The 23,191-nt window shown below is 75.5% G+C and carries 15 protein-coding genes and 1 pseudogene; 6 read left to right on the forward strand and 10 right to left on the reverse strand.

All coding sequences use genetic code 11. The features are described from left to right. Positions 1-1,757 (forward strand): coiled-coil domain-containing protein (locus MNY62_RS21665; RefSeq protein WP_242346424.1); only part of this gene is annotated, 1,757 nt, incomplete at its 5' end. A 100-nt stretch (positions 1,758-1,857) separates the two neighbouring features. Next, entirely contained in the window at positions 1,858-2,214 is a 357-nt protein-coding gene (locus MNY62_RS21670; protein ID WP_242346425.1) for a cupin domain-containing protein, read from the forward strand. A 96-nt stretch (positions 2,215-2,310) separates the two neighbouring features. Here the strand turns inward: MNY62_RS21670 and MNY62_RS21675 are convergent, their stop codons facing one another. Beyond that, positions 2,311-4,407, reverse strand: coding sequence for an OPT family oligopeptide transporter (locus MNY62_RS21675; protein WP_242346426.1), 2,097 nt, complete (start codon positions 4,405-4,407; stop codon positions 2,311-2,313). Between the two features lie 150 nt (positions 4,408-4,557). On the opposite strand from MNY62_RS21675, the gene hemW reads away from it, so the two are divergent. Together hemW and MNY62_RS21685 are read left to right on the forward strand one after the other, a co-directional pair. Continuing rightward, positions 4,558-5,697 (forward strand): radical SAM family heme chaperone HemW, encoded by a 1,140-nt coding sequence (gene hemW / locus MNY62_RS21680; RefSeq protein ID WP_242346427.1) that lies wholly within the window; start codon positions 4,558-4,560, stop codon positions 5,695-5,697. Between the two features lie 12 nt (positions 5,698-5,709). Continuing rightward, positions 5,710-6,141, forward strand: a complete 432-nt coding sequence (locus MNY62_RS21685) for a TfoX/Sxy family protein (RefSeq protein ID WP_242346428.1) — start codon at positions 5,710-5,712, stop codon at positions 6,139-6,141. 37 nt (positions 6,142-6,178) lie between these two features. Here the strand turns inward: MNY62_RS21685 and MNY62_RS21690 are convergent, their stop codons facing one another. Beyond that, positions 6,179-6,667 (reverse strand): hypothetical protein, encoded by a 489-nt coding sequence (locus MNY62_RS21690; protein ID WP_242346429.1) that lies wholly within the window; start codon positions 6,665-6,667, stop codon positions 6,179-6,181. Positions 6,668-6,814: 147 nt separating this feature from the next. Between MNY62_RS21690 and MNY62_RS21695 the strand changes: the two genes are divergently transcribed. After that, the gene (locus MNY62_RS21695; protein WP_242346430.1) at positions 6,815-7,429 is read left to right on the forward strand and encodes a DUF4230 domain-containing protein; all 615 of its coding nucleotides are present in this window, start codon (positions 6,815-6,817) and stop codon (positions 7,427-7,429) included. 346 nt (positions 7,430-7,775) lie between these two features. Here the strand turns inward: MNY62_RS21695 and MNY62_RS21700 are convergent, their stop codons facing one another. From MNY62_RS21700 to MNY62_RS21730, 7 genes are all read right to left on the reverse strand, one after another. Next, positions 7,776-8,984: an HNH endonuclease gene (locus tag MNY62_RS21700; protein WP_242346431.1), complete on the reverse strand. Its 1,209-nt coding sequence runs from the start codon at positions 8,982-8,984 to the stop codon at positions 7,776-7,778. Positions 8,985-9,562: 578 nt separating this feature from the next. After that, positions 9,563-13,294: a DUF3857 domain-containing protein gene (locus MNY62_RS21705; protein WP_242346432.1), complete on the reverse strand. Its 3,732-nt coding sequence runs from the start codon at positions 13,292-13,294 to the stop codon at positions 9,563-9,565. Continuing rightward, the gene (locus MNY62_RS21710) at positions 13,291-17,061 is read right to left on the reverse strand and encodes a DUF3857 domain-containing protein (RefSeq protein ID WP_242346433.1); all 3,771 of its coding nucleotides are present in this window, start codon (positions 17,059-17,061) and stop codon (positions 13,291-13,293) included. The genes MNY62_RS21705 and MNY62_RS21710 overlap by 4 nt, the downstream gene beginning before the upstream one ends. A 139-nt stretch (positions 17,062-17,200) precedes the next feature. After that, positions 17,201-17,938 (reverse strand): ComF family protein, encoded by a 738-nt coding sequence (locus MNY62_RS21715; RefSeq protein ID WP_242346434.1) that lies wholly within the window; start codon positions 17,936-17,938, stop codon positions 17,201-17,203. Further along, complete coding sequence (gene gpmI, locus MNY62_RS21720; RefSeq protein ID WP_242346435.1) at positions 17,935-19,485, reverse strand: 2,3-bisphosphoglycerate-independent phosphoglycerate mutase; 1,551 nt, start codon at positions 19,483-19,485, stop codon at positions 17,935-17,937. Before gpmI ends, MNY62_RS21715 begins: the two co-directional genes overlap by 4 nt. A gap of 156 nt (positions 19,486-19,641) precedes the next feature. Further along, positions 19,642-20,103 (reverse strand): 23S rRNA (pseudouridine(1915)-N(3))-methyltransferase RlmH, encoded by a 462-nt coding sequence (gene rlmH, locus MNY62_RS21725; protein WP_242346436.1) that lies wholly within the window; start codon positions 20,101-20,103, stop codon positions 19,642-19,644. A gap of 13 nt (positions 20,104-20,116) precedes the next feature. Further along, entirely contained in the window at positions 20,117-21,217 is a 1,101-nt protein-coding gene (locus tag MNY62_RS21730) for an MJ1255/VC2487 family glycosyltransferase (protein ID WP_242346437.1), read from the reverse strand. A 107-nt stretch (positions 21,218-21,324) separates the two neighbouring features. Between MNY62_RS21730 and MNY62_RS21735 the strand changes: the two genes are divergently transcribed. Continuing rightward, the gene (locus MNY62_RS21735) at positions 21,325-22,710 is read left to right on the forward strand and encodes an MATE family efflux transporter (protein ID WP_242346438.1); all 1,386 of its coding nucleotides are present in this window, start codon (positions 21,325-21,327) and stop codon (positions 22,708-22,710) included. Positions 22,711-22,729: 19 nt separating this feature from the next. On the opposite strand, the pseudogene MNY62_RS21740 reads toward MNY62_RS21735, so the two are convergent. Further along, positions 22,730-23,191, reverse strand: a pseudogene (locus MNY62_RS21740) (anti-sigma factor family protein); the annotation flags it as partial.

Consider the following 23,191-nt stretch of genomic DNA (forward strand, 5'->3'; position numbering starts at 1 on the left):
CCTTCATCGCCCGCGCGCGTGACGCGTTCGGGGAGCTGAAGGCGCAGACCGCCGAGCTCGCCGGCGAGCGCGACGGCCTGCAGCGCGAGCTCGACGCGGCGCGCGCCCGCACGGACGAGCTCGAGCACGCGCTCGCCGACGCGCGAGCCGAGGGCGACGCGCAGGCTGCGCGCGCGGCGGACGCCCTCCGCCGGCTCGAGGAGAGCGACGCGACGCGCCAGTCGCTCTCCGACGTGCTGTCGGAGACGATGCAGGAGAGCGAGTCCGCCGCGCAGGACGGGGCGGCGCGGATCGCCACGGCGGACGCCGAGCGGGCACGCCTCGAGGCGGAGCTCGCCGAGCGCGCCGAGGCGCACGCGCGCGCCGTCGCCGCGCTCGAGGCGGAGCGGGCGGACGAGCGCGCTCGCCTGGAGGGCGCGCGCGCCGAGGCGGAGGAGGCGCACGCGCGCGCGATGGCGGAGCTCGAATCCTCGCGCGCCGCGGAGCGGGCCGAGGCTGACGCCCGGCTCGCCGCGATCTCCGGCGAGCGGGACACGCTCTCGGGCGAGGTGCGGCGGCTCATGGGAGAGCTCGCGGCGAAGCTCGAGCTGGCGGCGGACGCGCGGCGTGCCGCGGAGGGCGACGCGGAGGCGCTCCGCGCGCAGCTCGACGAGGCCCAGGGCCGGGCGCAGGCGGCCGCGGCCGACCTCGCCGACGCGAGCGGGCGGATCGAGGCGCTCGAGGCGGACGCGGCGGCGCAGGCCGACGAGCGCGCGCGGCTCGAGGAGGAGCTCGGCCGGGCGCAGGCCGAGGCGCGCGCCTACGACGAGAAGGCGATCGCCGCGGAGCACGCCTACGAGGCCAAGGTCGCCGAGCTCGATGCGGCGGAGCTGCGAGTCCGCGATCTCGCCGCGGCGCTCGACGAGGGGCGCGCGTCGGTCGTCGGCACGAAGGGCGAGCTCGCGCGGGTGGAAGGGGCGCGGGCCGACGCGGAGCGGCGCGCCGCGCAGGCCGCCTCGGAGCGCGATCAGCTCGCGAAGGCGGGCGAGGCGGTGCGGCGGGAGGCCGACGCCGAGCGCGAGCGGACGAAGCGGCTCGAGGCGGAGATCGCCCGGCTCGCGAAGCTCGAGCCGGTCGCGGAGGAGGCGGCGCGGCTGCGCAAGGAGGTCGCGACGCTCAAGGAGATGGTGCAGCAGCGGAGCGCGGCCGCCGAGAGCGCGTCGCGCGCCGCTCAGGCGGCCGCGGCGGAGCGGGCGCGGGCCGAGGAGCGGCTCGCGGTGGACGCCGGGAAGCTGCAAGGGGCGACGAGCCGGCTCGAGTCGGAGCTCGCCGCCGCGCGGCGGCGGCTCGAGGAGCTCGAGCGCGAGCGGGGGGCGCGCGAGGACGATGCGCGCCGGACGCAGGAGAAGGGCGAGGAGCGCCGGCGCGCGCTCGCCTCGGACGCGTCGGAGGCGGAGAAGCGACACCAGGCCGAGGCGGCACGGTTGCGCGCGGCGATGGTGGAGCTCGAGAAGCACCTCGAGTCGCGGGCGCGTGCGGAGCTCTCCCTCAAGAAGCGCGTGCAGGAGCTCGAGAAGGCGCAGGCGACGCCCCGACCGCCGCCCGCCCCGCGGGCCGACGCGGCGGAGCTCGCCGCGCTGAAGGCGCGGGTCGCGAAGCTCGGCGAGGAGCTCGAGGAGCTGCGCGGGGAGAACGACTTCCTGAACGGCGAGGTCGCGCGCCAGCAGAAGCGGAACAAGGAGCTGCAGAAGCAGATCGACTCGCTCAAGGAGTCGTGAGCGCGTCGCGGGTCGGGGTCGCCCTCGTCCTCTCAGACGCGCTCGCCTGCGGGACCCGTGCGCGGTTGCGGCCGCGGATCCCCGCCGCTACGGATGGCGGATGGCCCGCCTCGTCTCCGTCCCTTTCGTCGTCCCCGCGGCGGGGAACCCGCCGAAGCTCATCGAGGAGTTCTTCGGGCGCGTCGCCACCGGCGGCGCGGGCGTGAGCGTCGCGCGCATGAAGAGCCCGCCCGGGTGGGCGGAGCCCGGCCAGACGCCGGAGTTCGACGAGTACACCGTCGTGCTCGGCGGGGCGCTGCGCGTCGAGACGCGGAGCGGCGCGCTCGAGGTGCGCCCCGGCCAGGCGGTCCACGCGCCGCGGGGCGAGTGGGTGCGCTACAGCACGCCCGAGGGCGCCGAGTACCTCGCCGTCTGCATCCCGGCCTTCTCGATCGACGCCGTCCACCGCGACGGGTAGGCCTGCCGGCGACGGCCCGGTGGAGCGAGCCGGGGATCCGGGGGACGCGCCGTGTGCGTCCCCCGGCAAGAGCCGCGCGGCCCCCGGTTAGATCGTTCAGGCCACCGTCGGCGGCTTCGGCTGCGACCTCCGCGCGGCGCGGAAGAGCGCGAGCGCGAGGCCGGCGAAGAAGAGGACGCCGAGGAGCTGGAAGCCTCCCTCGCCGATCACGCCGCTGATGCGCGGCTCCATGTTGAGCGTCTTCTCGATGAAGCGGTTCACGCCGTCGTTCACGTTGAGCAGCGCGACGATGACGCCGGTGAGCGCACCGCCGGCGACGAGGCCGGTCGCGAACAGGCTGCCGCCGCCGAGCTCGCCCTCCTCGGCGGCCTCGCCACGGCGCGCCGCGAGCCAGTCCACCACGCCCTTCAGCGCGCCGCCCACGAAGATCGGGAGCGTCGTCGAGAGCGGCAGGTAGAGGCCGACCGCGAAGGAGAGCGACTTCACGCCGCAGAGCTCCATCGTCAGGGCGAAGAACGCGCCGGCCAGCACGAAGTGCCAGTCGAGGTTCAGGGACAGGAGGCCCTTGATGAGCGTCGCCATGAGCGTCGCCTGCGGGGCCGGGAACTTCTCCGTCCCGATCATGTGCTGCACGCCCTGCGCGGCGAGCTCCGCGGTCGGCGTGTCGAGCACCTTCACGGTGAGGCCGATGACGAGCGCCGAGAAGACCGCGCCGACGAAGAGCGCGATCTGCTGGTACCGGGGCGTCGCGCCGACGAGATAGCCGGTCTTGAGATCCTGGCTCGTCGCGCCGGCGTTCGCCGCGGCGATGCAGACCATGCCGCCCACCACGAGCGCGAGCGGCTCGTAGGCGGAGCCGGTCCAGCCCACGCCCACGAACACCATCGCCGTCGCCATGAGCGTCGCGATGGTCATGCCGGAGATGGGGTTCGACGACGAGCCGATGAGGCCGACGATGCGCGACGAGACCGTGACGAAGATGAAGCCGAAGACGATGACGAGGAGCGCGACGAGCAGCTTCTGGAGGACCGACTTGCCCGGGACCTGCGGGAGCATGACGAGCAGGAGGACGAGCCCGACGCTGCCGATGATGACGGTGAGGAAGGAGAGGTCGCGCTCGGTGCGGCGCACGCCGGCGGCGGCGGCCTTGTCGCCGAGCGAGCGGATCGAGTCGCGGAGCGAGGCCCAGATGGTGGGCAAGGTCTTGAGGAGCGTGATGAACCCGCCCGCCGCCACCGCGCCCGCGCCGATCTGGCGGATGTAGGCGCGATAGACCGCGTTCGGCAGGTTCGCGAAGGTGTGCGTCGCCGGATCCCAGCCGCCGGGGCCGCCGGCGGTGGCGAGGTCCTTCATGTTCCCGAGCTTCACGAGCTGCTCGGCCATGACGTCGGCGGGCACGAGCACGGAGAGGAGCGGGATGAGCGCCAGCCAGGCGAGCACGCCGCCCGCGACGAGCACGCCCGCGATGCGCGGCCCGATGATGTAGCCGACGCCCAGGTACTCGGGCGTGATCTCCCCGTTCACCGTCGCGTTCGGCAGCCACTTGTTGGTCTGGCGCGTCACCCACGCCGGGGTCTCGGCGATGACGTGGAAGACCTTCTGCAGCACGGCGTAGCCGAGCGCGAGCCCGACGCCCTGGAAGGCGGTCCTCGCGAACTCCCCGCCCTTGTCGCCGGCGATGAGCACGGACGCGCAGGCGGTGCCCTCCGGGTACAGCAGCGCGCCGTGCTCCTTCACGATGAGGGAGCGGCGCAGCGGGATCATCATCAGGACGCCGAGGATGCCGCCCACGAGCGACAAGGCGAACAGCGTGATGTAGTCGAAGTAGCCCGCGCCGATCGAGAGCTTGGTCGAGGGGTCGGCGGAGAGGAAGAGGAACCCGGGCAGCGTGAACACCACGCCGGCGGCGATCGACTCGCCCGCCGAGCCCGCCGTCTGGATGATGTTGTTCTCGAGGATGGAGGTCTTGAGGAACTTCCGCCCGAGCGAGATGGCGATGACCGCGATCGGGATCGAGGCCGACACGGTGAGGCCCGCCTTGAGGGCGAGGTACACGGTCGCGGCACCGAAGAGGATCCCGAAGAACGCGCCTGCGATGATCGCCTTGGGCGTGAACTCGGGGATCCGGGTGTCGTCGGCGATGTAGGGCTTGAAGTCCTTCGGCGGCGGGGGCGGGGTGGCGAACTCGGCCATTCGGGGTCCTCGCGACACGGTTCCGGGTTGCGGGGCGTCAAGAAACCACGTCTCCCCCGGGATGTCGACTCTCGGGTCAGCCTCTCACGCCCGCCTTCCGCCGGGCTCCGAGGCCGGGATCCGCACGCCGCACCGCGCTATGAATGAACGATGGCGCGCCGCTTCGGCATCTACGTGCACTTCCCCTACTGCGCGCACCACTGCCCGTACTGCGACTTCGCGGTCTCGACCGAACGGCCGCCCGAGGGCCGCAGGTACCTCGCGGCGCTCACGGCGGAGCTCTCGCGGCGCGCGCCCGAGTTCGACGGGATCGCGGCGGTGAGCGTGTACCTGGGCGGCGGCACCCCGTCCCTGTGGGATCCGGACGAGGTGGCGGCTCTCCTCGCCGCCCTGCGCGAGCGCTTCGCCCTGCCCGCCCGGGCCGAGGTGACGATCGAGGCGAACCCGGAGTCGACCGACCGGGCGAAGCTCCGCGCCTGGCGCGCGGCGGGCGTGAACCGCGTGTCCGTGGGGGCGCAGTCGTTCGATCCGGGCGTCCTCGCGAAGCTCGGCCGGAGGCACGGCCCCGACGCGGCGGAGCGCGCGATCCGGGAGGCGGCGGAGGAGCTCGGGAACGTGAGCGTCGACCTCATCTATGGAGCGCGCCGCTCCACGGTCGCGATCGCGCGGGAGGACGCGGCGCGGGCCGCGGCGGCCGGCGCGACGCACGTCTCGGCCTACGCGCTCACGCTCGACCCCGAGGTCATGGCGGAGGAGGTGCCCCTCGCGCGCCTGCGCCGCGAGGGACGGCTCCCGCTCCCCTCGGACGAGGACACCACCGCCCAGGCCGCCGCGATCCGCGCGGAGCTCCGCCGCGCCGGGCTGCGCCGCTACGAGATCTCGAACTTCGCCCGGCCCGGCCGCGAGTCGCTGCACAACCGGCTCTACTGGAGCGCCGAGAGCTACCTCGGCCTCGGGGCCGGCGCGTACGGCTGCCTGCGCGGCGACGGCGGCTCGTACCGGTACGGGAACCTCCGCGACGCGCGGGCCTATCTCGACGCCGCCCTGGCCGGACGCGTCCCGACGGCGGAGGAGGACCGCATCGATCCGGTCGCGGACCGCAACGAGCGGCTGATGCTCGGGCTGCGCACGCGCGAGGGCGTGCCGCTCGCGTCCCTCTCGCCCGCGCAGGCGCGCGAGGCCGAGGGGCTCGTCGCGCACCGGCTCGCGGTCCGCCGCGCGGGCGCGCTCGTCCTCACGAGCCGCGGCCTGGACCTCCACACCTCGATCGCGGAGCGGCTCCTCGAGTAGGAGAGCGTGGACATGGCGAACACCCCGACCTTCGTGGATCACGCGCTCGACCTCCTCTCGCTCGCGGGGCCCGTCGAGGCCCGCCGGATGTTCGGCGGGCACGGGCTCTACGTGGGCGGCGCGATGTTCGGGCTCCTCGACGACGACGAGCTGTTCCTCAAGACCGACGCCGAGACCCGGTCGCGCTTCGTGGAGGCCGGCTGCAAGGCGTGGGTGTACCCGCGCCGGGACGGCAGGGTGGAGCAGACGAGCTACTTCCAGCCGCCCGACGGCGCGCACGAGGAGCCCGAGGCGATGCTCCCCTGGGCGCGGCTCGCCGTCGACGCGGCGCTCCGCGCGCGGGCGGCGAAGGAGGCGCGCGCGCGGAAGGACGGGAAAGCGCGCGCGCCCGGGAAGCGGACGACGGCCCGGCCGGCGAAGCGGACCGCTCGCCGCGCCCGGTGAGGCGCTCGGAGGTCGCGACGAGCTCCCGGGCCGCCCCTCAGCGCGCGGCTTCGTCCAGTCGCGCCGCGGCGGCGGGATCGACGCGCCGCACGAGCTCGAGCTCGAGGTCGGCGTCCCGGTGCTCGCGCTCGTCGCGCGCCTCGAGCGTGCCCGCGATCCGGAAGAAGGAGACGCGGCACGCGCCGCCGAGGTCCGTCCCCTCGATCCGGTAGCGCACGTCCGACATGTCGAGATCGGTCTCCGCGACCCAGCGGCCGCCCTTCGCGGTGCGCGTCTCGCGAGCCTGGGAGAGGTACCGCGACGCGGTGGTGAGCGGCGCCTTGCCGATCGAGACGCGGTCGTCGTTCGCGAGGTCGTAGCCGCGCTCGTCGAGGAGGCGCAGCGCCACGGGCCAGACCTCGGCGAGCGGCCGCGCGATGGTCTGCGCGTCGAGCGCCTCGCGCAGGCGCGCCTCCCGCTGCGCGGCGGCGCACGCGGCTGTGAGGAGCACGGCACAGGCGAGCACGCGGGGGAGCGGGAGGCGCATCCGGCGGATCATGCGCCCGGCGGGAGCGTCCGGCTCGGCCCATCCGAGGGGCGCGCGCGGGGGGCGGTGGAGGTGGGAGCCTCGCGCAGCGGCGCGCACCGATCGCCGGCGGGCACCGCAGCACCTGCCGCGGTAGCATGCTCCCCCATGCGTCGCCTCCTCGCGCTCGTCATCCTCGGCCTCTCGATCGGCGCCGGGATCGCCGTGGTGTTCTGGATGCTCCCGCGCGAGCGTCCGCTGCCGTCGCCGCCCGCGGTCGCGACCCAGATCCGCGAGATCGCGCGCCTCGAGACGCTCGAGGTGCGGCTCTACAAGAAGGTGAGCTTCGAGCCCGAGCCCACGCAGGCGGACTCGCTGTGGGGCGACGTCTCGGGCTGGCTGCGCCACACGATCGCCGCGCCGAAGGGGAAGGCCATCGTCTTCGCCGACGCCTACCTCACCCTCGACCTCGAGCGGCTGAACGCCACGAGCGTGGGCGTCCAGGGGCGGCGCGTCGACGTGGTGCTCCCGCCCATCCGCACCACCATCGCGCTCCGCCCCGGCGAGACCGAGATCCTCGGCTCGAACCTCGACTCCGCCGAGACGGCGCGGCTGCTCGACCTCGCCAAGATCGCCTTCGAGCGGGAGGTCGACGCGGACGTGGCGCTGAAGGCGCGGGCGCGCGCCTCGGCCGAGCGGCACATCCGGGCGCTGCTCCTCTCGCTCGGGTTCGGGGACGTGCGGTTCGTGGACGCGCTGCCGCCGGGCGAGAGCGCGAGCTGAGGGAATCCCACCGGGGGGCTGTGCCCTCATCATTCATCACTTCCTTGGGATGCGACCGTGCACGCGGTTGCCGTTCGACGAGCGGCCCAGCGCGCAGGCCGGTGGGGCATCGACGAGGTGAGCTCGTGCGGCCCGGGAACGCGCCCTCCGGAGAGCGGTACGCGGGCGGCAAGCGCGCGGCGAGCGTTGACCGCGGGGACCCGGGCCAAGGGGTCGGACGCTTGGCGGAGGCGCGGCGTCGCGACGTTCGGCCCGACCGCAACTGGAGAGCCGTCGCACCGGCGCGCGGCCGCGCGAGCGCCGTCCGTGCGCAGCGTCACTCGTCCTTCGTTGGCGCGCGCAAGCCTCACGGCGCCCACATTCCCAGCTGCATGGCGGGACGCGGGGGTGCTCCGCCAGCGCGCTCCAGCGGCGTCGGTCCGGCGCCCGCGTGGCGGCGGAAGCCTTCCATGTGCGTGCGTCCGAAGATCCTCTCGGCGTGAAGCAGGTTATGAGCTCGGCAGACGAGCCGAAGATTGTCGATCGTCGAGGGCCCCCCGAGCGCGGCGGGTTGGATGTGGTCGAGCTCGAGCTTCCAGCGGCTGTTGCAGCGACACCCGTTCGGACCGACCCAGGCGCAGCGCCCGCCGTCGCGCTTCCACACCGCGCGGCGCACTATCGCCGGGATCGTGGAAGTCGCCTCCGGGGACGTCGCCGCGGTCGCCTCCGGGGACGTCGCCGCGGTCGGCTCCGGGCGCTGCGTCTTCCGCTCCGGCGCCACCGCGCCCTTGCGCTTGCCGTGCTTGTCGATGGCGCAGCGGATCGCCTCGTGGAGCACCGCCGCCAGGTCGCCGTCCGGGATCTTGTGCGAGAGAAGGCACCGGAGCGTCTCGAGGTCCTCCTTGCAGGCGCGGTCGAGGGTGACGCGGAGCGACCAGTGGCTCTCGGTGACCGCCACGGTCTCCGACCTGCGCCTCGGCCTCTCGCTCGCGACCTCGCGGGTGGCCGGCGACGTCGAGCGCGTGTCGGGCACCGGCGCTGCGGGTGCGGGCGCTCCGCTCGACGGCTCGGCGCGCTCCCCGCCGGCTTCCGGCGCCGTGAGCGGCAGCGCCGCGCTCGCCCTGGCGGGCTCGCGCTCCGGGAGCTTGCGGATCCCCGCTCGCGGCGCGGTGCGGGCATGGATGGAGGCGACGAGGTGCTCGACCTCGGCGCGGGTCCGGTACGCGGCGCGCGCGACGAGGTCGTCCGCGTTCTCGTCGGTGAGCACCGGACCGAGGAGCCCGACGGTGGAGAGGCACAGGCGCCCATCGCGCAACGGCCCCTCGAGGCTCGGGAACCGGCGCAGCACGCGCATGGCCTGGATGCGCCGGCCGGCGGCCCCCTCCCGGAGGTGGAGGACCTTCAGGCAATAGGCCCAGAGCGAGGCATGCCCCGCCTCGACGAAGGCGCGCCGTTGGTCGAACTCGTCGAGGTGAAGGAGGAAGTCCACCTGGACGTTTCGTTCCTCTCCGGCGAGCTCGCGCAGGCGAACGGCGAGGACGTTCGAGTCGAGGGAAGCGGGGACGGGCGCGGACATGGAGTGCACCTCCAGATGCACCCTTCGTAACACGCGATTTCGAGAGCTCCGGAGGCGCTCCAGGCTCGCGCGAGCGCGGTATTTCTCGGTGTGCCCTCGGCGACCCCCTGCCGCGGTCGAACGCGCGCGCCTGGCCCAGCTGCGCGCGCGTGAGCGGCCCTGGCTCGCCGCCTCGAACCCCGGAGCGGAACTTCGCGGGGAGCAGTCAAGGGCATTCCTTCACGCACCGCAACTGGGACGGATTGTTCACATCTCCAGGTAGGGCGTAAGACGCTCGGCGCTACCTCTGGCGATAGCTGTCACGGTCAGTGAATTAGCGCAAGCTCATGCGCCGCTTCCGGGCTCGCCTCCGCGCGTGGGGGCGCGAGCGCCCACGGCAAGACGCTCTCGGTGGAGAGACGCTCGCCTGCACCCGCCACTCCGGCTGGGCCGCTCGGAACCGTGCCCGGACAGCGCGATCCCACCTCGTCGATGCCCGAGTCCGATGTGCGCATCCATATGCCCGTCGATCGGCGGACGGCCCTCCGGGCGGTCGGCCCTGAGATGTGATGAATCCTGAGGCTGCGCCCCCGTCCACGTCAGGGCCGGAAGACCGCAGGGTCGTCCTGGATGGCGTCGACCGCGGCCGCGAAGCCGGCGAAGTCCCGGTACTGCTCGGGCGCGATCCGCCCGCGGGCGAGGTCGATCCGCTCCTCCCGCACGAGGGTCCGGCCGTCGGCGCGCTCGGTGCGCTCGAAGGTGCCGAACCGCGTCTCCACCTTGCGCCCCGCCGAGGCGCGCGCCGAGAGCCCTTCGGGCGCGACGATCTCGACCCGGGACGTGCCGCGCTCCGGCGTCGGCAGGAGGAGCGCGGTGCGCCGCGAGGCGACCTGCACGTAGCGCGAGGCGAGCCGCGCCGGGAACAGCTGCGCGTCGACCACGACGCCGCCGTCCGCCGGACGGGCGAGCTCCGGCGCGGAGCCGCGCCAGCGGATCCCGAGCGGCGCGGCCGGATCGTCCTCGCCCTCGATCGTCACGTCCTGGATCGTGAACCCGCCGAACGTGCGCGAGACCATCGCCTCCACGGCCTGGCGCCGCTCGGTCGCATCGAGCTTCTCGAGCGCCGCCTTGGCGGCGGCGGCCATCGCGCCGAAGTAGCGATCGACCCCCTCCACGTCGGCGCCGCCGTCGGCCCGGAGCGCGATCCGCACCGCCACCTGGCGCTCCTCGGGGACGAGCGCGCGCGCGGGCGTGTGGGCCACCTCGAGCGCGTCGCCCGGCTCGGGCAGGACGAGCGCGTCCACGTCGAGGACGCTCGACGGCAGCGCGCCGAACGGCGCGAGCCTGAGCGACGGGTCGAGCCAGAAGGTCTCCTTCCCCGCCTCGACGCGCAGGAGCGGCTGGGTGAACTCGGCGGGGTTCGGGAAGCGATAGGCGACGGCGCTCGCGGAGAACGGGCGCGCGAACGCGAGGCGCGTGCGCAGGCCCAGCTCGGAGAGGAGCGCCTTCAGCACCACGAGCCGGCTCCCGCGCCCGCGCGACAGGACCGCGCTCGCGTCCTCGCCGAGCGAGCTCGTCGAGCCGAGGACCGTCCGCGCGACGCGCGCGTAGGCCGCTCGCGCGAGCGCGGCCGGCGGGGCGCCCTGCCCCGCCGCGGCGCGGATCTCCCGGGCGACGGCGCGGAGCTCCTCGGTGGGCTTCGTCCGCTCGAGGGCCGCGTCGCCGAGGGCCCGCTGGATGGCGGCGCGGTCGGCGCCGGCCCCGACCTGCACGAACGGCAGGTACTCCTGCATCGGGACGGCCCCCGGCTCGGGAACGAACGCGGGCACCTCGGTCCGCAGCGAGCGCATCACCTCGCGGCCCCCCTCGCGCTTCACCTCCGGCGCCGGCATTCCGTGCGCGTCCACCCCGAGGCCGAGCCCCTCCGGCGCCGTCACCACGTAGGAGGAGCGGAAGAGCGGCACGCCCGCCACCTGGAAGTAGAACGGGTCGGCGACGTAGCCTCCGCCCACGCCGGGGACCGCGCGCAGGTGCTCCACCTCCACGTAGTCGCCCGGCTCGAGGCCGCCCAGGGACACCGATCCCTTGGACGCGCCGGCGCGCTCCGGCTCGACCGCGCGGCCGTCGGGCTTCACGGTGCGGAGCACGAGCACGTCCGCGCCATGCGGGACCGTGACCTCGCCGAACTCCTCGACGCCCTGCTGGTCGAGCACCTTCACGACCTGGTGCGTCCGCTCGATCGCGGCGCCACCAGGGAGGACCTCGATCGCGGCGGCGTCGAGCACCATCGCCGCGGACGTCGCGTCGCGGGGACGCGCGCGCTCGTACGCGCGGATCGCGGCCTTGCCGTCCTCCGCGGTGCCCTCGAGCACCTCGTGTCCGTCCTGGAGCGCGAGGGCGCGCCGGAGCGCGAGGTCCGCGCCGTCGAGGAGCAGGGCGCGCTCGCGGAGCGCGCGCGCGGCGGCGACGTCCCCGGCGAGCTCTCGCACGTCGGCGAGCTTCTTCGCGACGCGCGGGCTGCGCGGCCAGATCTCCGCGAGCGTGCGGAGCGCCTCCGCCGCGCCGGCGGCGTCGCCGGCCCCGACGAGCGCGCCCGCGCGCGAGAGGGCCGGCTCGATGGACCACGGCCGGGCCGCCGTGAGCGCCGCGAGCGCCTCGGCGGCGCCGCGCGCGTCCCCACGCCGGCGCAGGTGCTCGGCGACGCGGGTGGCGCCGTCCCGGCACGAGGCGACGGCGCGGAGGCGGGCGTCCTCGTCCGCCACCGCCCGGCGCCGCCCGGCGAGCGCGTAGGCCAGATCGGCGGCGCCGCAGCGGCCGCTCTCCGCGAGCGCCTTCACCGCGAGGCCCTCGGCGAGGACGCCGAGCCCGCGCGCCTCGGCCACGCGGGCCTTGACCTCGAGCGCGGCGCCACGCGCCGCCGCCTGCGGGGCGAGCCCCGCGATCACCCCGTCGGCGTCGTCGAGCCGCTCGGAGCGCCGGAGGAGCTCCGCGAGCAGCACGCGCGCCTCGGGGTCGTCCCGGTCGCGCTGCAGCACCTCGCGCAGGTCGGCCTCGGCGCGCGCGCGCGCGACCTGGTCGTCGAGCGTGTCGTCGTCCTGAGTCGCCACGGCCCGCGCGACGCGCAGCGTCGCGGAGGCGGGCACGCGGGCGATCGCCCTGGCGAGGAGCGCCTTCGCCCCCTCGCGGTCCACCTGCGTCGCGTCGCGCGCGGCGAGGAGGGCGGCGAGCGCGAAGCCGGCGGCGGGCTCGAGCGCCGAGGCGAGCGCGGCAGGGCCGCCGACCGGCGCGCCCACCCGCGGCGCGGCGCGCGAGGGGGACGCGGAGCCGGGCCGCGAGGGCGCGAACTCGGCGTCCGAGGGGGCGCCGTCCTCGCGCGTGAGCGCGACGTGCAGGCCGGTGCGGGACGCGGGCCCGCGGGTGAGCTTCACGAGGACGCGATGCGCGCCCGGCGCGAGCTCGAGCGGCAGGTGCGCGAGGGTGGAGGGCGCCCCCGCGAAGTCGCGCCGCTCGTGGACGGCCGCGCCGTCGATGGAGACCTTCGCCGAGAGGGCGGTGCCGACGGTGAGCAGATAGCGCCCCCCGCGCGCGAGCGTCACGTCGGCGGCGAGGTAGAAGACGTCGGCGTCGGGCGGCTCGCCCTCGAGCGTGACCGTGCCGTCCGGCGCGGGGAGCGTGCGCGTCGGGCGCGGCGGCAGCCCCGCCGGCGCGGGCGCGGCATCGGGCAGCGTCCCGTCCTCGGGAGGGAAGCGCGAGTCGAGCTCGAGCGCGTGGTAGCGACCGAACGGCCCCGCGAGCGACCAGGCGGTCACGGCGCCGTTCGCGCGCCGGAGCGCGGCGGCGCGCGCGTGGTCGCCCCGGACCTCCGCCGCGGTCACCCGCGCGATGCGGGCGCGGTAAGCGGCGAGCCCTGCGAGGCGCCTGCCCTCCACGAGGGGCGCGAGCCCGGCCTCGATCTCCGCGCCGCGCTCGGGCGACTCCTCGGCGAGCTCGGAGAGCCGGCGCAGCGCGACGAGCGAGAGCGGATCGGAGGGCGCCGCCGCGGCGATCGCGACGAGGTGCCGGACCTCGCCCGCGGCGTCGAGCGCGCGGCGCGCGAGGAGCGCGGCGCCGAGGTGCGTCCAGGGATCCCGCCCCCGGCGCGCGAGCGCGCGGGAGACGCCGGCCTGCGCGGCGGCGAGGTCGTTGCGGACGACGAGCGCCTCCGCGGGGCGGGCGACGCCCGAGGCGCCGGGGCCAGGGCCGCCGGCGCGCGGACCGGCGCAGCCGAGCGCGGCGGCGAGGAGCGCCGCGGCGAGGAGACCGCGGGAGCGGAGCGGACGGACGGTGGTCATCGAGAGCCCTCCCCGGCCACGGCCGGGGCGATCCGGACCTTCCGCGCGAAGGCGCGGTCGATCCTCGCGGCGAGCTCGCGGAAGGCGGGGTACTCCGCCGCCGCGACGCGCGCCGTCTTGAAGGTGACGTGTCCCTCGGCGACGAGCGCGTCCGCCTCGCGGCGGTAGCGCACCTCGAAGGCACCGTGCGGCGTCTCGCCGGCGGCGGCCTCGGGCAGCTCGACGACCCTCCACCCCTTCGGCAATACGTAACGATAGGTGAAGCGGGTCACGGCCGGCTCGCCGAACACGAGGTCGTACCTCCGCGCGGAGAGGGCGGCGTAGGACTCCGCGTAGCCGGCCGCGTCGCCGAAGGGCGTGAAGCGCAGGCCGCTCCCGTCCGCGAGCGCGTAGCGCGGCACGTCGAGGGTGAAGCTCATCGCGACCTCCTCCTCGATGCGGGTGAGGTCCGACACGTCGAGGCTCGTCACCTCCGCCCCCGGGAAGGTTCGGCCGAAGGCGCGCTCGAGCTGGGCGCGCCGGTCGTGCTCGGCGAGGTAGGCGCGCCGGTACTGCGGCGCCTGCGCGCCGCGGACGCGCGAGCTGCCGCGCACCGCCGCCCCGCCGTTCGCCGCGAGCGTCACCTCGAACCGGCTCTCGACGCGGTTGTCCTCCGGGCGCGCCTCCGGGATCGTGCCGAAGCCCGCCTTCGCGCCCGGGTTCACGACGAGCACGGTCGCGCCGCGATCCTCGCCGGGCAGGTCGCCCGAGCCGGAGTAGGCGGCGGTGCCGTCGAGCCACAGGTCGAGGTCGGGCACGTAGGCGATGGCGTGGTTGAACACCGCGAGCGACGCGGGCGTCTCGGGCATGCGCCCGAGGCGCCGCATGCGCAGGAGCACGAGCCGCGAGTCGATCCCGGCGGCGGCGAGCAGCGCGTGGACGAGGCTCGCCTTGTCCTTGCAGTCGCCGAAGCGCCGCTGGAGCACCTGGTCGACCCGGTACGGCTTGTAGCCGTGGATCCCGAACTCGAGGCCCACGTAGCGGGTCTGCGAGACGACGAAGTCGTAGACGCCGCGGACGATGGCGCGCTTCTGCTCGAGCGTCCAGCCGCCTCGCGGGGGCGCCACGGCGGGCGGACCGGCCTGCGCGGCGGCGGGGGTGAGGCGCGCGCCGGCCGTCCCGAGCGCGCCCTCGACGATGCGCGCGGCGGTCGCGCGGAGCTCGTTCGTGGGCCGGAGCTGATCCCTCACGAGCCCCCAGTAGAACTGCGCCACCTGGTCCCAGTCACCGTAGGTGGAGACGTGTACGTAGCGGGCGATCTCGCTCCAGCCCGGCATGCCCGGCTCGGGCCGGATCGGCTCGAGGTCGCGCGCGCTGAAGCGGTGCTCGACGAGCCCGCCCGGCAGCTTCCGGGTGTCGTGGCGCACGCCCTCGGGCGCGTTCGAGAAGATGGGCCGCGCCTCGGGGACGAGGAGCACGTAGTCCACGCGGGCCTTGCGGGTGGTGTCGTCCAGGAAGGTGAGGTCGCCGAAGTAGTCGGAGAGCAGGTTCTCGCCGGCGGTGTCCTCGATGCGCCAGGCGACCTCGAGCACGTCCCCGGCGGCGAGCGCCGGGAACGACAGCGTCCGCGTGCGGGTGTCGTAGTAGAGCCGGTACCAGGGCTCGCTCGCGCTCCGCTCCGAAGCGTCGTGCGTCTCGACGGTGGTGCCGTCGGGCTTCACGACGCGGACCCGCTCGACGCGCGCGTCCTGGCGGTCGGGCGTCCAGTCGATGACGTGGCGCCGGAACGCCTCCGCCCCTCGGGCGTTCACGATCTTCACCACGCGCTGGTAGAAGGTCGCGGAGAGCCCGGAGGGGAAGACGCGCGTGACCTTGAGCTCGCCGAGGACGATCGCGTCGTCGTCGGCGGCGGGCGCCGGGGCCTTGGCGGCGAGCGCGCGCGCGTCGAGCAGGTAGGGCGTCTCGAAGCGCTCGCGGGCGGGCTCGAGGCTGCGCACGAGCTCCTTCAGCTCGGGCGACTGCGGCCGGAGCTCGAGCGCGGCGTGCAGGTCCACGAGGGCGTCCTGGGCGCGCCCGGCGGCGAGCCGCGAGCGCCCGCGGCGCTCGAGCGCGTCGGCGTCGTCCGGCGCGACGCGCAGCGCGGCGGCGTACGCCGCCTCGGCCTCCTCGGCGTGGCCGTTCGCGGCGAGGAGATCGGCGAGCCGCAGCCGCTGCTCGCCGTCCGCCGGGTCGAGCCGGAGCCCCTCCGCGAGGAGCGCCCCCGCTCCCGCCACGTCGCCCTGCTCCACGAGGAGGTGCGCGAGCGCGCCGCGCGCCTCGGCGTCGTCGAGCCGGAGCGCGAGCAGCGTGCGGTAGCGTGACACCGCCTCGGCGTTGCGGCTCAGGCGACCCGCCGCGCGCGCGGCAGCCCGCACCGCGGCGGGGGTGGTCGGGAACGCGTCCGCCGCCTCGGCGGCGGCGCGCACCGCGCCCACCTCCAGGCCGGCCCGGTCGAGCGCCTCGGCACGATCGACGCGCGGGGCCGCCCAGCGCGGGGCGAGCGCGATGGCGCGGTCGAGGAGCCGCACCGCCGCGTGCGGCCGGCCCTGATCGAGCTCCTCGCGGGCGAGCGCGGCGAGCGCACGCGGATCGTCGGGCCGCGCCGCGAGCGCCGCCTCGACGAGGCTCCTGCGCCGCGCGTGGTCCTCCTCGAGCGAGGCCGCGACGAGCTGCACCGCGGCGTCGCGCGGCGCGAGCTCTGCCGCGCGGCGCGCCTCGACGGCGGGCCGGCGCTCCTCGAAGTCCGCCGCCTGCCGCTCCGCGAGCGCGAGGGCGAGATCCCGCCGCGCCGCGGCCTCGGCGCGCGCGCCCTTCGCGGCGTGCGCGATGGCCTCGAGCCGCTTCACCGCGTCGGCGATCGGCGCCGGCCTCGCGCCAGCCTCGGGCGCGGGAGCGCCGGGCGAGCCGGTCGCGAACGCGCGACCCTCGCCGTGCTCGTCGGCGAGCCGGAGGAAGAAGCCCATCCGCCCCCCCTGGTGGCAGAGCTTCACCAGGATCCGGTTCGTGCCGCGCCTGAGCGTCACCATCGCACCGCGCTGGTCGAGGCGCGCCGGATGGTAGCCGGGATCGGAGAGCGCCACCGCGCCGTTCACCCACACCTGCGAGGCGCCGCTCGCGCCGAGCCACAGCGCGACCCGCTCGTCGCGCGGCGCCTCCACGAGCGCGAGCGCGTAGGCGACCACCTCGCGCGCCGGACGCAGCGCCGCGCCCAGATCGACGAAGCCGTGCACCACCGCCTCGTCGGGCAGGGGCCGCCAGGCCACCTCACCGAGCTTCCCCTCGTAGCGCGCGGCGAGATCGGGCGACTTCTCCGGCGGGTACGCGGTCTCGAGCCCGCGCTTCCCCTCGTCGTCGAACGGGCCGACGAGCTGCCAGCGCGTCACGAACCCGAGCCGGCGCACCTGGGCGGCGCTGCGCTGGAGGTTCCCGCGCGAGCGCTCGAGGCCGGCGAGCCTCTGGCGCGCGAGCGCGCGGACCTCGGGATCGGCGGCGCGATCCTCGATCGCCGCGGCGTAGGCGACGGCGAGGGGAGCGAGCTCCGGAGCCTCGTCCTCCAGCGCCTCGAGCTCGGCGAGCGCGACGATCCCGCGCGGCCCGCGCCGGTCGCGCGCGAGCGCCGCGGCGGCATCCGCGCGGAGCGCCGCCCCCGGATCCGCGGCCTTGGCGCCGGGCGGCCCTCCGGCAGCGCGGGCGGCGGGGAGCGGAGCGACGAGCGCGAGTGCGAGCAGGGCGGCGAGGGGGCGAGGCATCCCGCGCAGTGTAACCGCGGGGGGACGCGGGGCATGCCGATTCCGGAAGGCGATCCCCCGACGCGACGTCGAAACTTCGACGTCGACCGGCCCCAGCTCGCCCCGACCGCGACCGCGACCTCCGCCCCCGCCTCCGCCCCTAGTCCGCCCTCGCGAGCGCGAGGACGACGACCGACCGCGCGCCCGCGCCCTTGAGCGCGCGCGCCGCCGCGTCGGCGGTGGCGCCGGTGGTGACGACGTCGTCGACGAGCACGACGTCCCTTCCGGCGAGCTCGGCGGGCCTCGCCGCGCTGAACGCGCCCGCCACGTTGCGGTTCCGCTCGGCGCGCGTCCTTCCCACCTGCGGCGGCGTCTCGCGGGTCCGCAGGAGCGCGCCGCGGAGGCGTCGGTCGCGGGCGCCGGCGGCGCGGGCGAGCGCGTCGGCGAGCAGCGCGGCCTGGTCGTAGCCGCGCGCGATGCGCCGCCCGCGAGCGAGCGGCACTGAGACGACGAGCGCGCCGGGTGGGAGCGGGGCGGCGCGCGCGAGCCACGCGCCGAGCGGGCGCGCGAGCGCGGGCCGCCCCCCGTACTTGAAGGCGTGGATCGCGTCGGCGAGCGGCCCGCCGAAGAGCCCGCCCGCGCGGACGGCGTCGAACGCGGGCGGGTCGGCGCGACAGGCGCCGCAGAGCGGGTCCGGGCCGGGGAGGCCGCAGCGAAGGCAGCCCTCCGGGACGGGATCGACGGCCTCCCCGCACACCGGGCAGAACGGCTCGGCGGCGACCGCGCCTCCGCAGGCGGCGCAGCGCGGAGGGTAGACGAGCTCGAGGAGCGCCGTGGCGACGCCGCGGAGCGCGGCGGCGACCCGGAAGCGCCCGTCGCTCGACCCCTCCCCGCTCATCGCAGGAGGAGCCCGAGCCCCTTCATCTCCTTCGGCTGCGGGAGCCCCATCACCTGCAGCGCGGTCGGGGCGACGTCGGCGAGCACGCCCTTCGCCCGGAGCTTCGCGCCGCGGAAGTCGGGGTCGGCGAGGATGAACGGCACCGGGTTGAGCGTGTGGGCGGTGTGCGGCTCCCCGGTCTGCGGGTCGGTCATCAGCTCGCAGTTGCCGTGGTCCGCCGTGACGATCATCGCCATCCGCTGCGCCTTCGCCGCCTGCCACAACCGGCCGAGGCACTCGTCGACGACCTTCACCGCCTTCACCGCGGCGTCGAGGATCCCGGTGTGCCCGACCATGTCCGGGTTCGCGTAGTTCACGAGCGCGAAGCCGTACTTGCCGGTGCCGAGCGCCGCCACGAGCTTGTCCGTCACCTCGCGCGCGCTCATCTCCGGCTTCTCGTCGTAGGTCTTCACGTCGCGAGGGCTCGGCACGAGGATCCGGTCCTCGCCCGGGTAGACCGTCTCCCGCCCGCCGTTGAAGAAGAAGGTGACGTGCGCGTACTTCTCGGTCTCCGCGCAGCGGAGCTGCGCGAGCCCGGCGTGCGAGACGATCTCGGGGAAGATCTCGGTGAGGTCCTGCGGCGCATAGGCGACCGGGTGAGGGAACGTCTTGTCGTACTCGGTCATGCACACGTAGGCGGAGAGCCGGAGGGCCGGGCCGCGGTCGAACTCCTTGAAGCCCTCGCCGGCGAGCGCGCGGGTGATCTCGCGCGCGCGGTCCGCCCGGAAGTTGAAGAATAGGATCGCGTCGCCGTCGCGCACCGCGCCGACGGGCTTGCCGTCGCCGTTCACGACCACGGTGGGCTTCACGAACTCGTCGGTCTCGCCGCGGCCGTAGGCCGCCTCCATCGCGGCGACGCCGCTCCCCGCGCGCTGGCCCTCGCCCTTCACCAGCGCCCGGTAGGCGAGCTCCACGCGATCCCAGCGCTTGTCGCGGTCCATCGCGTAGTAGCGCCCGGAGACCGTCGCGACCTTGCCGTAGCCGGTGTCGCGCAGCCGCTTCTCGAGGCGGGCCATGTACTCGAGGCCGCTCTTCGGCGGGGTGTCGCGCCCGTCCATGAACGCGTGGACGAAGGTCTGCGGCACGCCCTCGCGGCGCGCGAGCTCGAGGAGCGCGAAGAGGTGCTCGATGTGGCTGTGCACCCCGCCGTCGGAGAGGAGGCCCATGAGGTGGAGCGCCGCGCCGTTCTCCTTGGCGCGCCGGCACGCCAGGAGGAGCGCGTCGTTCTTGAAGAACGACACGTCCTCGATCGCGCGGTTGATGCGCACGAGGTCCTGGTAGACGATCCGGCCCGCGCCGAGGTTCGTATGGCCCACCTCGGAGTTGCCCATCTGGCCCTCCGGGAGGCCGACCGAGAGCCCGCTCGTCTCGATGGCGGTGTGCGGGTACTCGCGGAGGAGGGCGTCCATGTTCGGGGTGCCCGCCACCGCGATGGCGTTCGCCTCGCGCTCGACGCGGAGGCCCCAGCCATCGAGGACGACGAGCAGGACGGGCTTCGGCTTCGTCACGGGTTCCTCCGGTCGGACGGCGTGTCGCGTGATGTTAGGGATGCGCCCAGGCGGCCACAAGGAAGAACGCCCCGCCGGCCGCGGGGAGCCGTGGCGGACGTGTATGACGGGCGCGAGGAGGCCCGCCGCAGGCCCGGGATCGTGCGCCGCAGCCCCTCACTTGTGGTACGGCTCGCCGCGGAGGATCGTCATCGCGCGGTAGAGCTGCTCCACGAGCACGAGCCGCGCGAGCCGGTGCGCGAGCGTCATGCGCGAGAGCGCGAGCGTCTCCTCGGCGCGCTCCAGCACCGCGCGGGAGAGGCCGTCCGAGCCGCCGATCACGAGCGCGACGTCCCGGCCGCCCTCGGTCCAGCGCCGCACCCGCTCCGCGAGCTGAACGCTCGTCCACTCCGCCCCGCGCTCGTCGAGCGCGACGACCCGCTCGCGCGGGCCGAGCTTCGCGAGGAGCGACACCGCCTCCTCCTCCTTCGCCTGGGCGGTCCCGGCGTGCTTGCGCGCCTCGGGGACCTCGACGAGCTCGAACCTCGCGTAGCGCCCGAGGCGCTTCGCGTACTCCTCGATCGCCGGCGCGTAGAGCCCGGAGCGATCCCTGCCGACGGCGACGACGCGGAGGCGCATGCGCGTGGAACCTTCAGGCGAGCGGAGCTGCCGCGCCGGGGCCGAGCGCGCGCGCGAGGGTCTCGTCGAGCTTCGCGAGGAGGTCGCGGTTCCCGTCCTGGTGGTACGCGGCGAGGCCGCGCTCGAGCTCGGGGAGGCGCGCGAGGAACCCGGCGAGCACGGCGTCGTCGATCGACCCGGCGGCGACGCCGTAGCCGAGCCGCTCGAGGTAGCGGGCGTTCAGGATCTGCTCGAACTGGCGCTTCACGGGGACGGCGAGCATGGGCTTGTGGAGATACACCGCCTCGCTCATGAGCGTGAAGGATCCGCCCGACACCACCGCGCCCGCCGTGCGCAGGTCCTCGATGAAGACCGGCTCGCTGAACGGCCGCCAGAGGAGGTTTCCGTCGCGCGCGTCGGCGACGAGGTCACGGCGGAGCCCGTAGACGCGGCACTCGCGGCCGGAGCGGCGCAGGACCTCGGGCAGCGCCTCGTTGGAGGTGGAGGTCTGGTAGACGAGGAGGTGCTCGCCGCGCTCGGGCCGGGAGGCGAGGATCTCGGGGCGGAGCACGGGCGGGTGCAGCGTCGTGCGCCGCTTGAGGCGCTCCGGCTGGAAGAACGTCGCGATGAGGTAGTGGAAGCAGCCCGGCAGCTTCGCCTTCACGACCGCCTTCGCGACGAGGTACTCGGCCTCGTGCCCGGCGATCACCTCCGGCGGGTGGTCGCCGCGGTTCACGATCTGGTTGTTGTCCACCGAGATGCACGGAATCCCGTGCATCCGCGCGAACAGGTGGCTCCAGCTCTCGAAGTCGGAGACGACCACGTCCGGCCGGAACTCCCGGGCGAGGTCGAAGTAGGCCTTCACGTTGCGCGGCCAGCCCCCGAGCGCCGCGCCCTTGACGTTCGCGAGGACGGTCCGGAAGTTCCGCACCTCGTTGTCCTCGTACACGATCGAGAGCCCCCAGATCTTGTTCACTCCCAGGCGAGCGCGCTCGAGCGACTTGAGGTACCCATGCGCGCGCCCGGAGACGACCACCTGGACGTCGTGGGAGCGCGACAGGTGGTCGATGACCACGCGCGAGCGGATCGCGTGCCCCATCCCCTCCCCGGCGACCCCGTAGAGGATGCGCGCCATACCGCGACTGTAGCGCGCCGCCGCAGGGCCGGCCCAAGGCCCGGCGGGGACACGCCCGGGCGGCGCGCGCTTCCGGAGGGGGCGCGGGGCGGGTACCCTGCCCGCCGATGGACGCTTCCGAGCTGCCGGCCAGCGGCACGCGCGCCGCCGGGCTCGGCGCGACCCTGCGCGCGCTCGTCGCGCTCGCCTGGCCCATCGTCATCTCCCGCGCCACCCAGGCGGTCGTCGGCATCGCCGACGCGGTGATGGTCGCGCACCTCGGCGAGGCGGCGCTCGCGGCGACGACCACCGGCGCGACGAACGCGCTGTGCGTCTTCATCCTGCCGATGGGGATCGTCTTCATCGTCCAGAGCTTCTCCGCGCAGCTCTTCGGGCGGGGGGATCTCGCGGGCGCGCGCCGGTTCGGCTGGTACGGCCTCGCCGTCGCGGCGGGGGCGCAGGCGCTCGGGATCCTCGGCGCGGCCGCGGCGCCGCACGTCGTCGCCCGCTTCGCCTACGCCCCGGACGTGCGCGCGCTCATGAGCGACTACCTCCAGCTCCGGCTCCTCTCCGCGGGCGCCGCGGTCGGGATGGAGGCGCTCGCGGGCTACTACGGCGGGGTGGGCGACACGCGACGACCCATGGTGGCGAACGTCGCGGCGATGGTGCTGAACGTCGCCGGCAACTGGCTCCTCATCGACGGCCACCTGGGGCTCCCCGCCCTCGGCGTCGCGGGCGCGGCCCTCGCGAGCACGCTCTCCACGGCGGTGGCGTTCCTCGGGCTCGCGGCGGGGTTCGTGCGGGACGGGCGCAGGATGGGGACGGGCCGGCTCCGCGCGAGCGAGCTCTGGCGCGTCCTCCGCTTCGGCGTGCCGTCGGGCCTCACCTGGTTCTTCGAGCTCCTCGCCTTCGTGTTCTTCGTGAACGTCGTCTTCGCCGGCCTCGGGACGACGCCGCTGGCGGCGATGATGGCCGTCCTCCAGGTGAACACGATCGCGTTCATGCCCTCGCTGGCCTTCGCCAGCGCGGGCGCGATCCTCGTCGGACAGGCGATCGGCGCCGCGCACAAGGACCGTGTCCCGCGCCTCCTGGCGGTCACGTTCGCGGTGGGCGCCACCTGGCAGCTCTTCGTGGGGCTGCTCTACCTCGTCGCCCCGGAGGTCATCCTCTCCCCCTTCGCGCCCGGCGCCAGCCCGGAAGGCGCCTTCCACGTGATCGGGCGGCGCGTGCTCTTGCTGGCTGCGGCGTGGCAGCTCTTCGACGCCGCCGCCATGGTGCTCGGGGAGGGGCTCCGCGCGGCGGGCGACACGGCGATCGTCATGTGGCTGCGCGTCGCGATCGGCTGGGCGGTGTTCGTGCCGGGGAGCTGGATCTCGGTGCGCTGGCTCGGGGCCGGCGAGGCGGTCGCGGTCGGCTGGCTCGTGCTCTACCTCGCGCTCCTCGCGCTCGTGCTCTGGCTGCGCTTCCGCGCGGGCGCCTGGCGCCGGATCGAGCTCGTGCCCGAGCAGCCCTGAGCGGCGCGCCCGGGCGGCGTCAGCGCTCGCACCGCGGGGGCGCGTCCGCGGCGGCCTCGGTCGCGTCGCGCGGGATTGTGAGCCCGAGCGCGCCCGCGTCCACGGGAACGCCGCGCTCGAGGTCGATCACCCGCACGGCCGCGAGCGCGCCGTCGGCGCCGAACAGGTGCTCGACCCGGAGATGGTGGCCGGCGACGTGCCCCTCCCGGACGTACTTCACGGTCCGGCCCTGCGCGTCGCGCTCCACCTTGCGCCAGGACTCCCCCTCGCAGCCGGGGAAGGTGCGGACCTCGCCGGAGAGCGAGCCCGCGGCGCGGAGCGACGCGTAGCGTGCGAGCGCCGCCTCCGGGTGACCCGACCTCGGGCCCGCCTCCGCCACCTTCGCAGCGGACTGCGGCGCCGGCGCGGGGGCCGCGGCGGCGGCAGGGGCGCCCGCGCTCCGCGAGCGCGGCGCGGCGAGCGCGACCTGGGGCGGCGGCTC

The organism is Anaeromyxobacter terrae (genome assembly GCF_022690685.1).
GTDB classification, from domain to species: domain Bacteria; phylum Myxococcota; class Myxococcia; order Myxococcales; family Anaeromyxobacteraceae; genus Anaeromyxobacter; species Anaeromyxobacter terrae.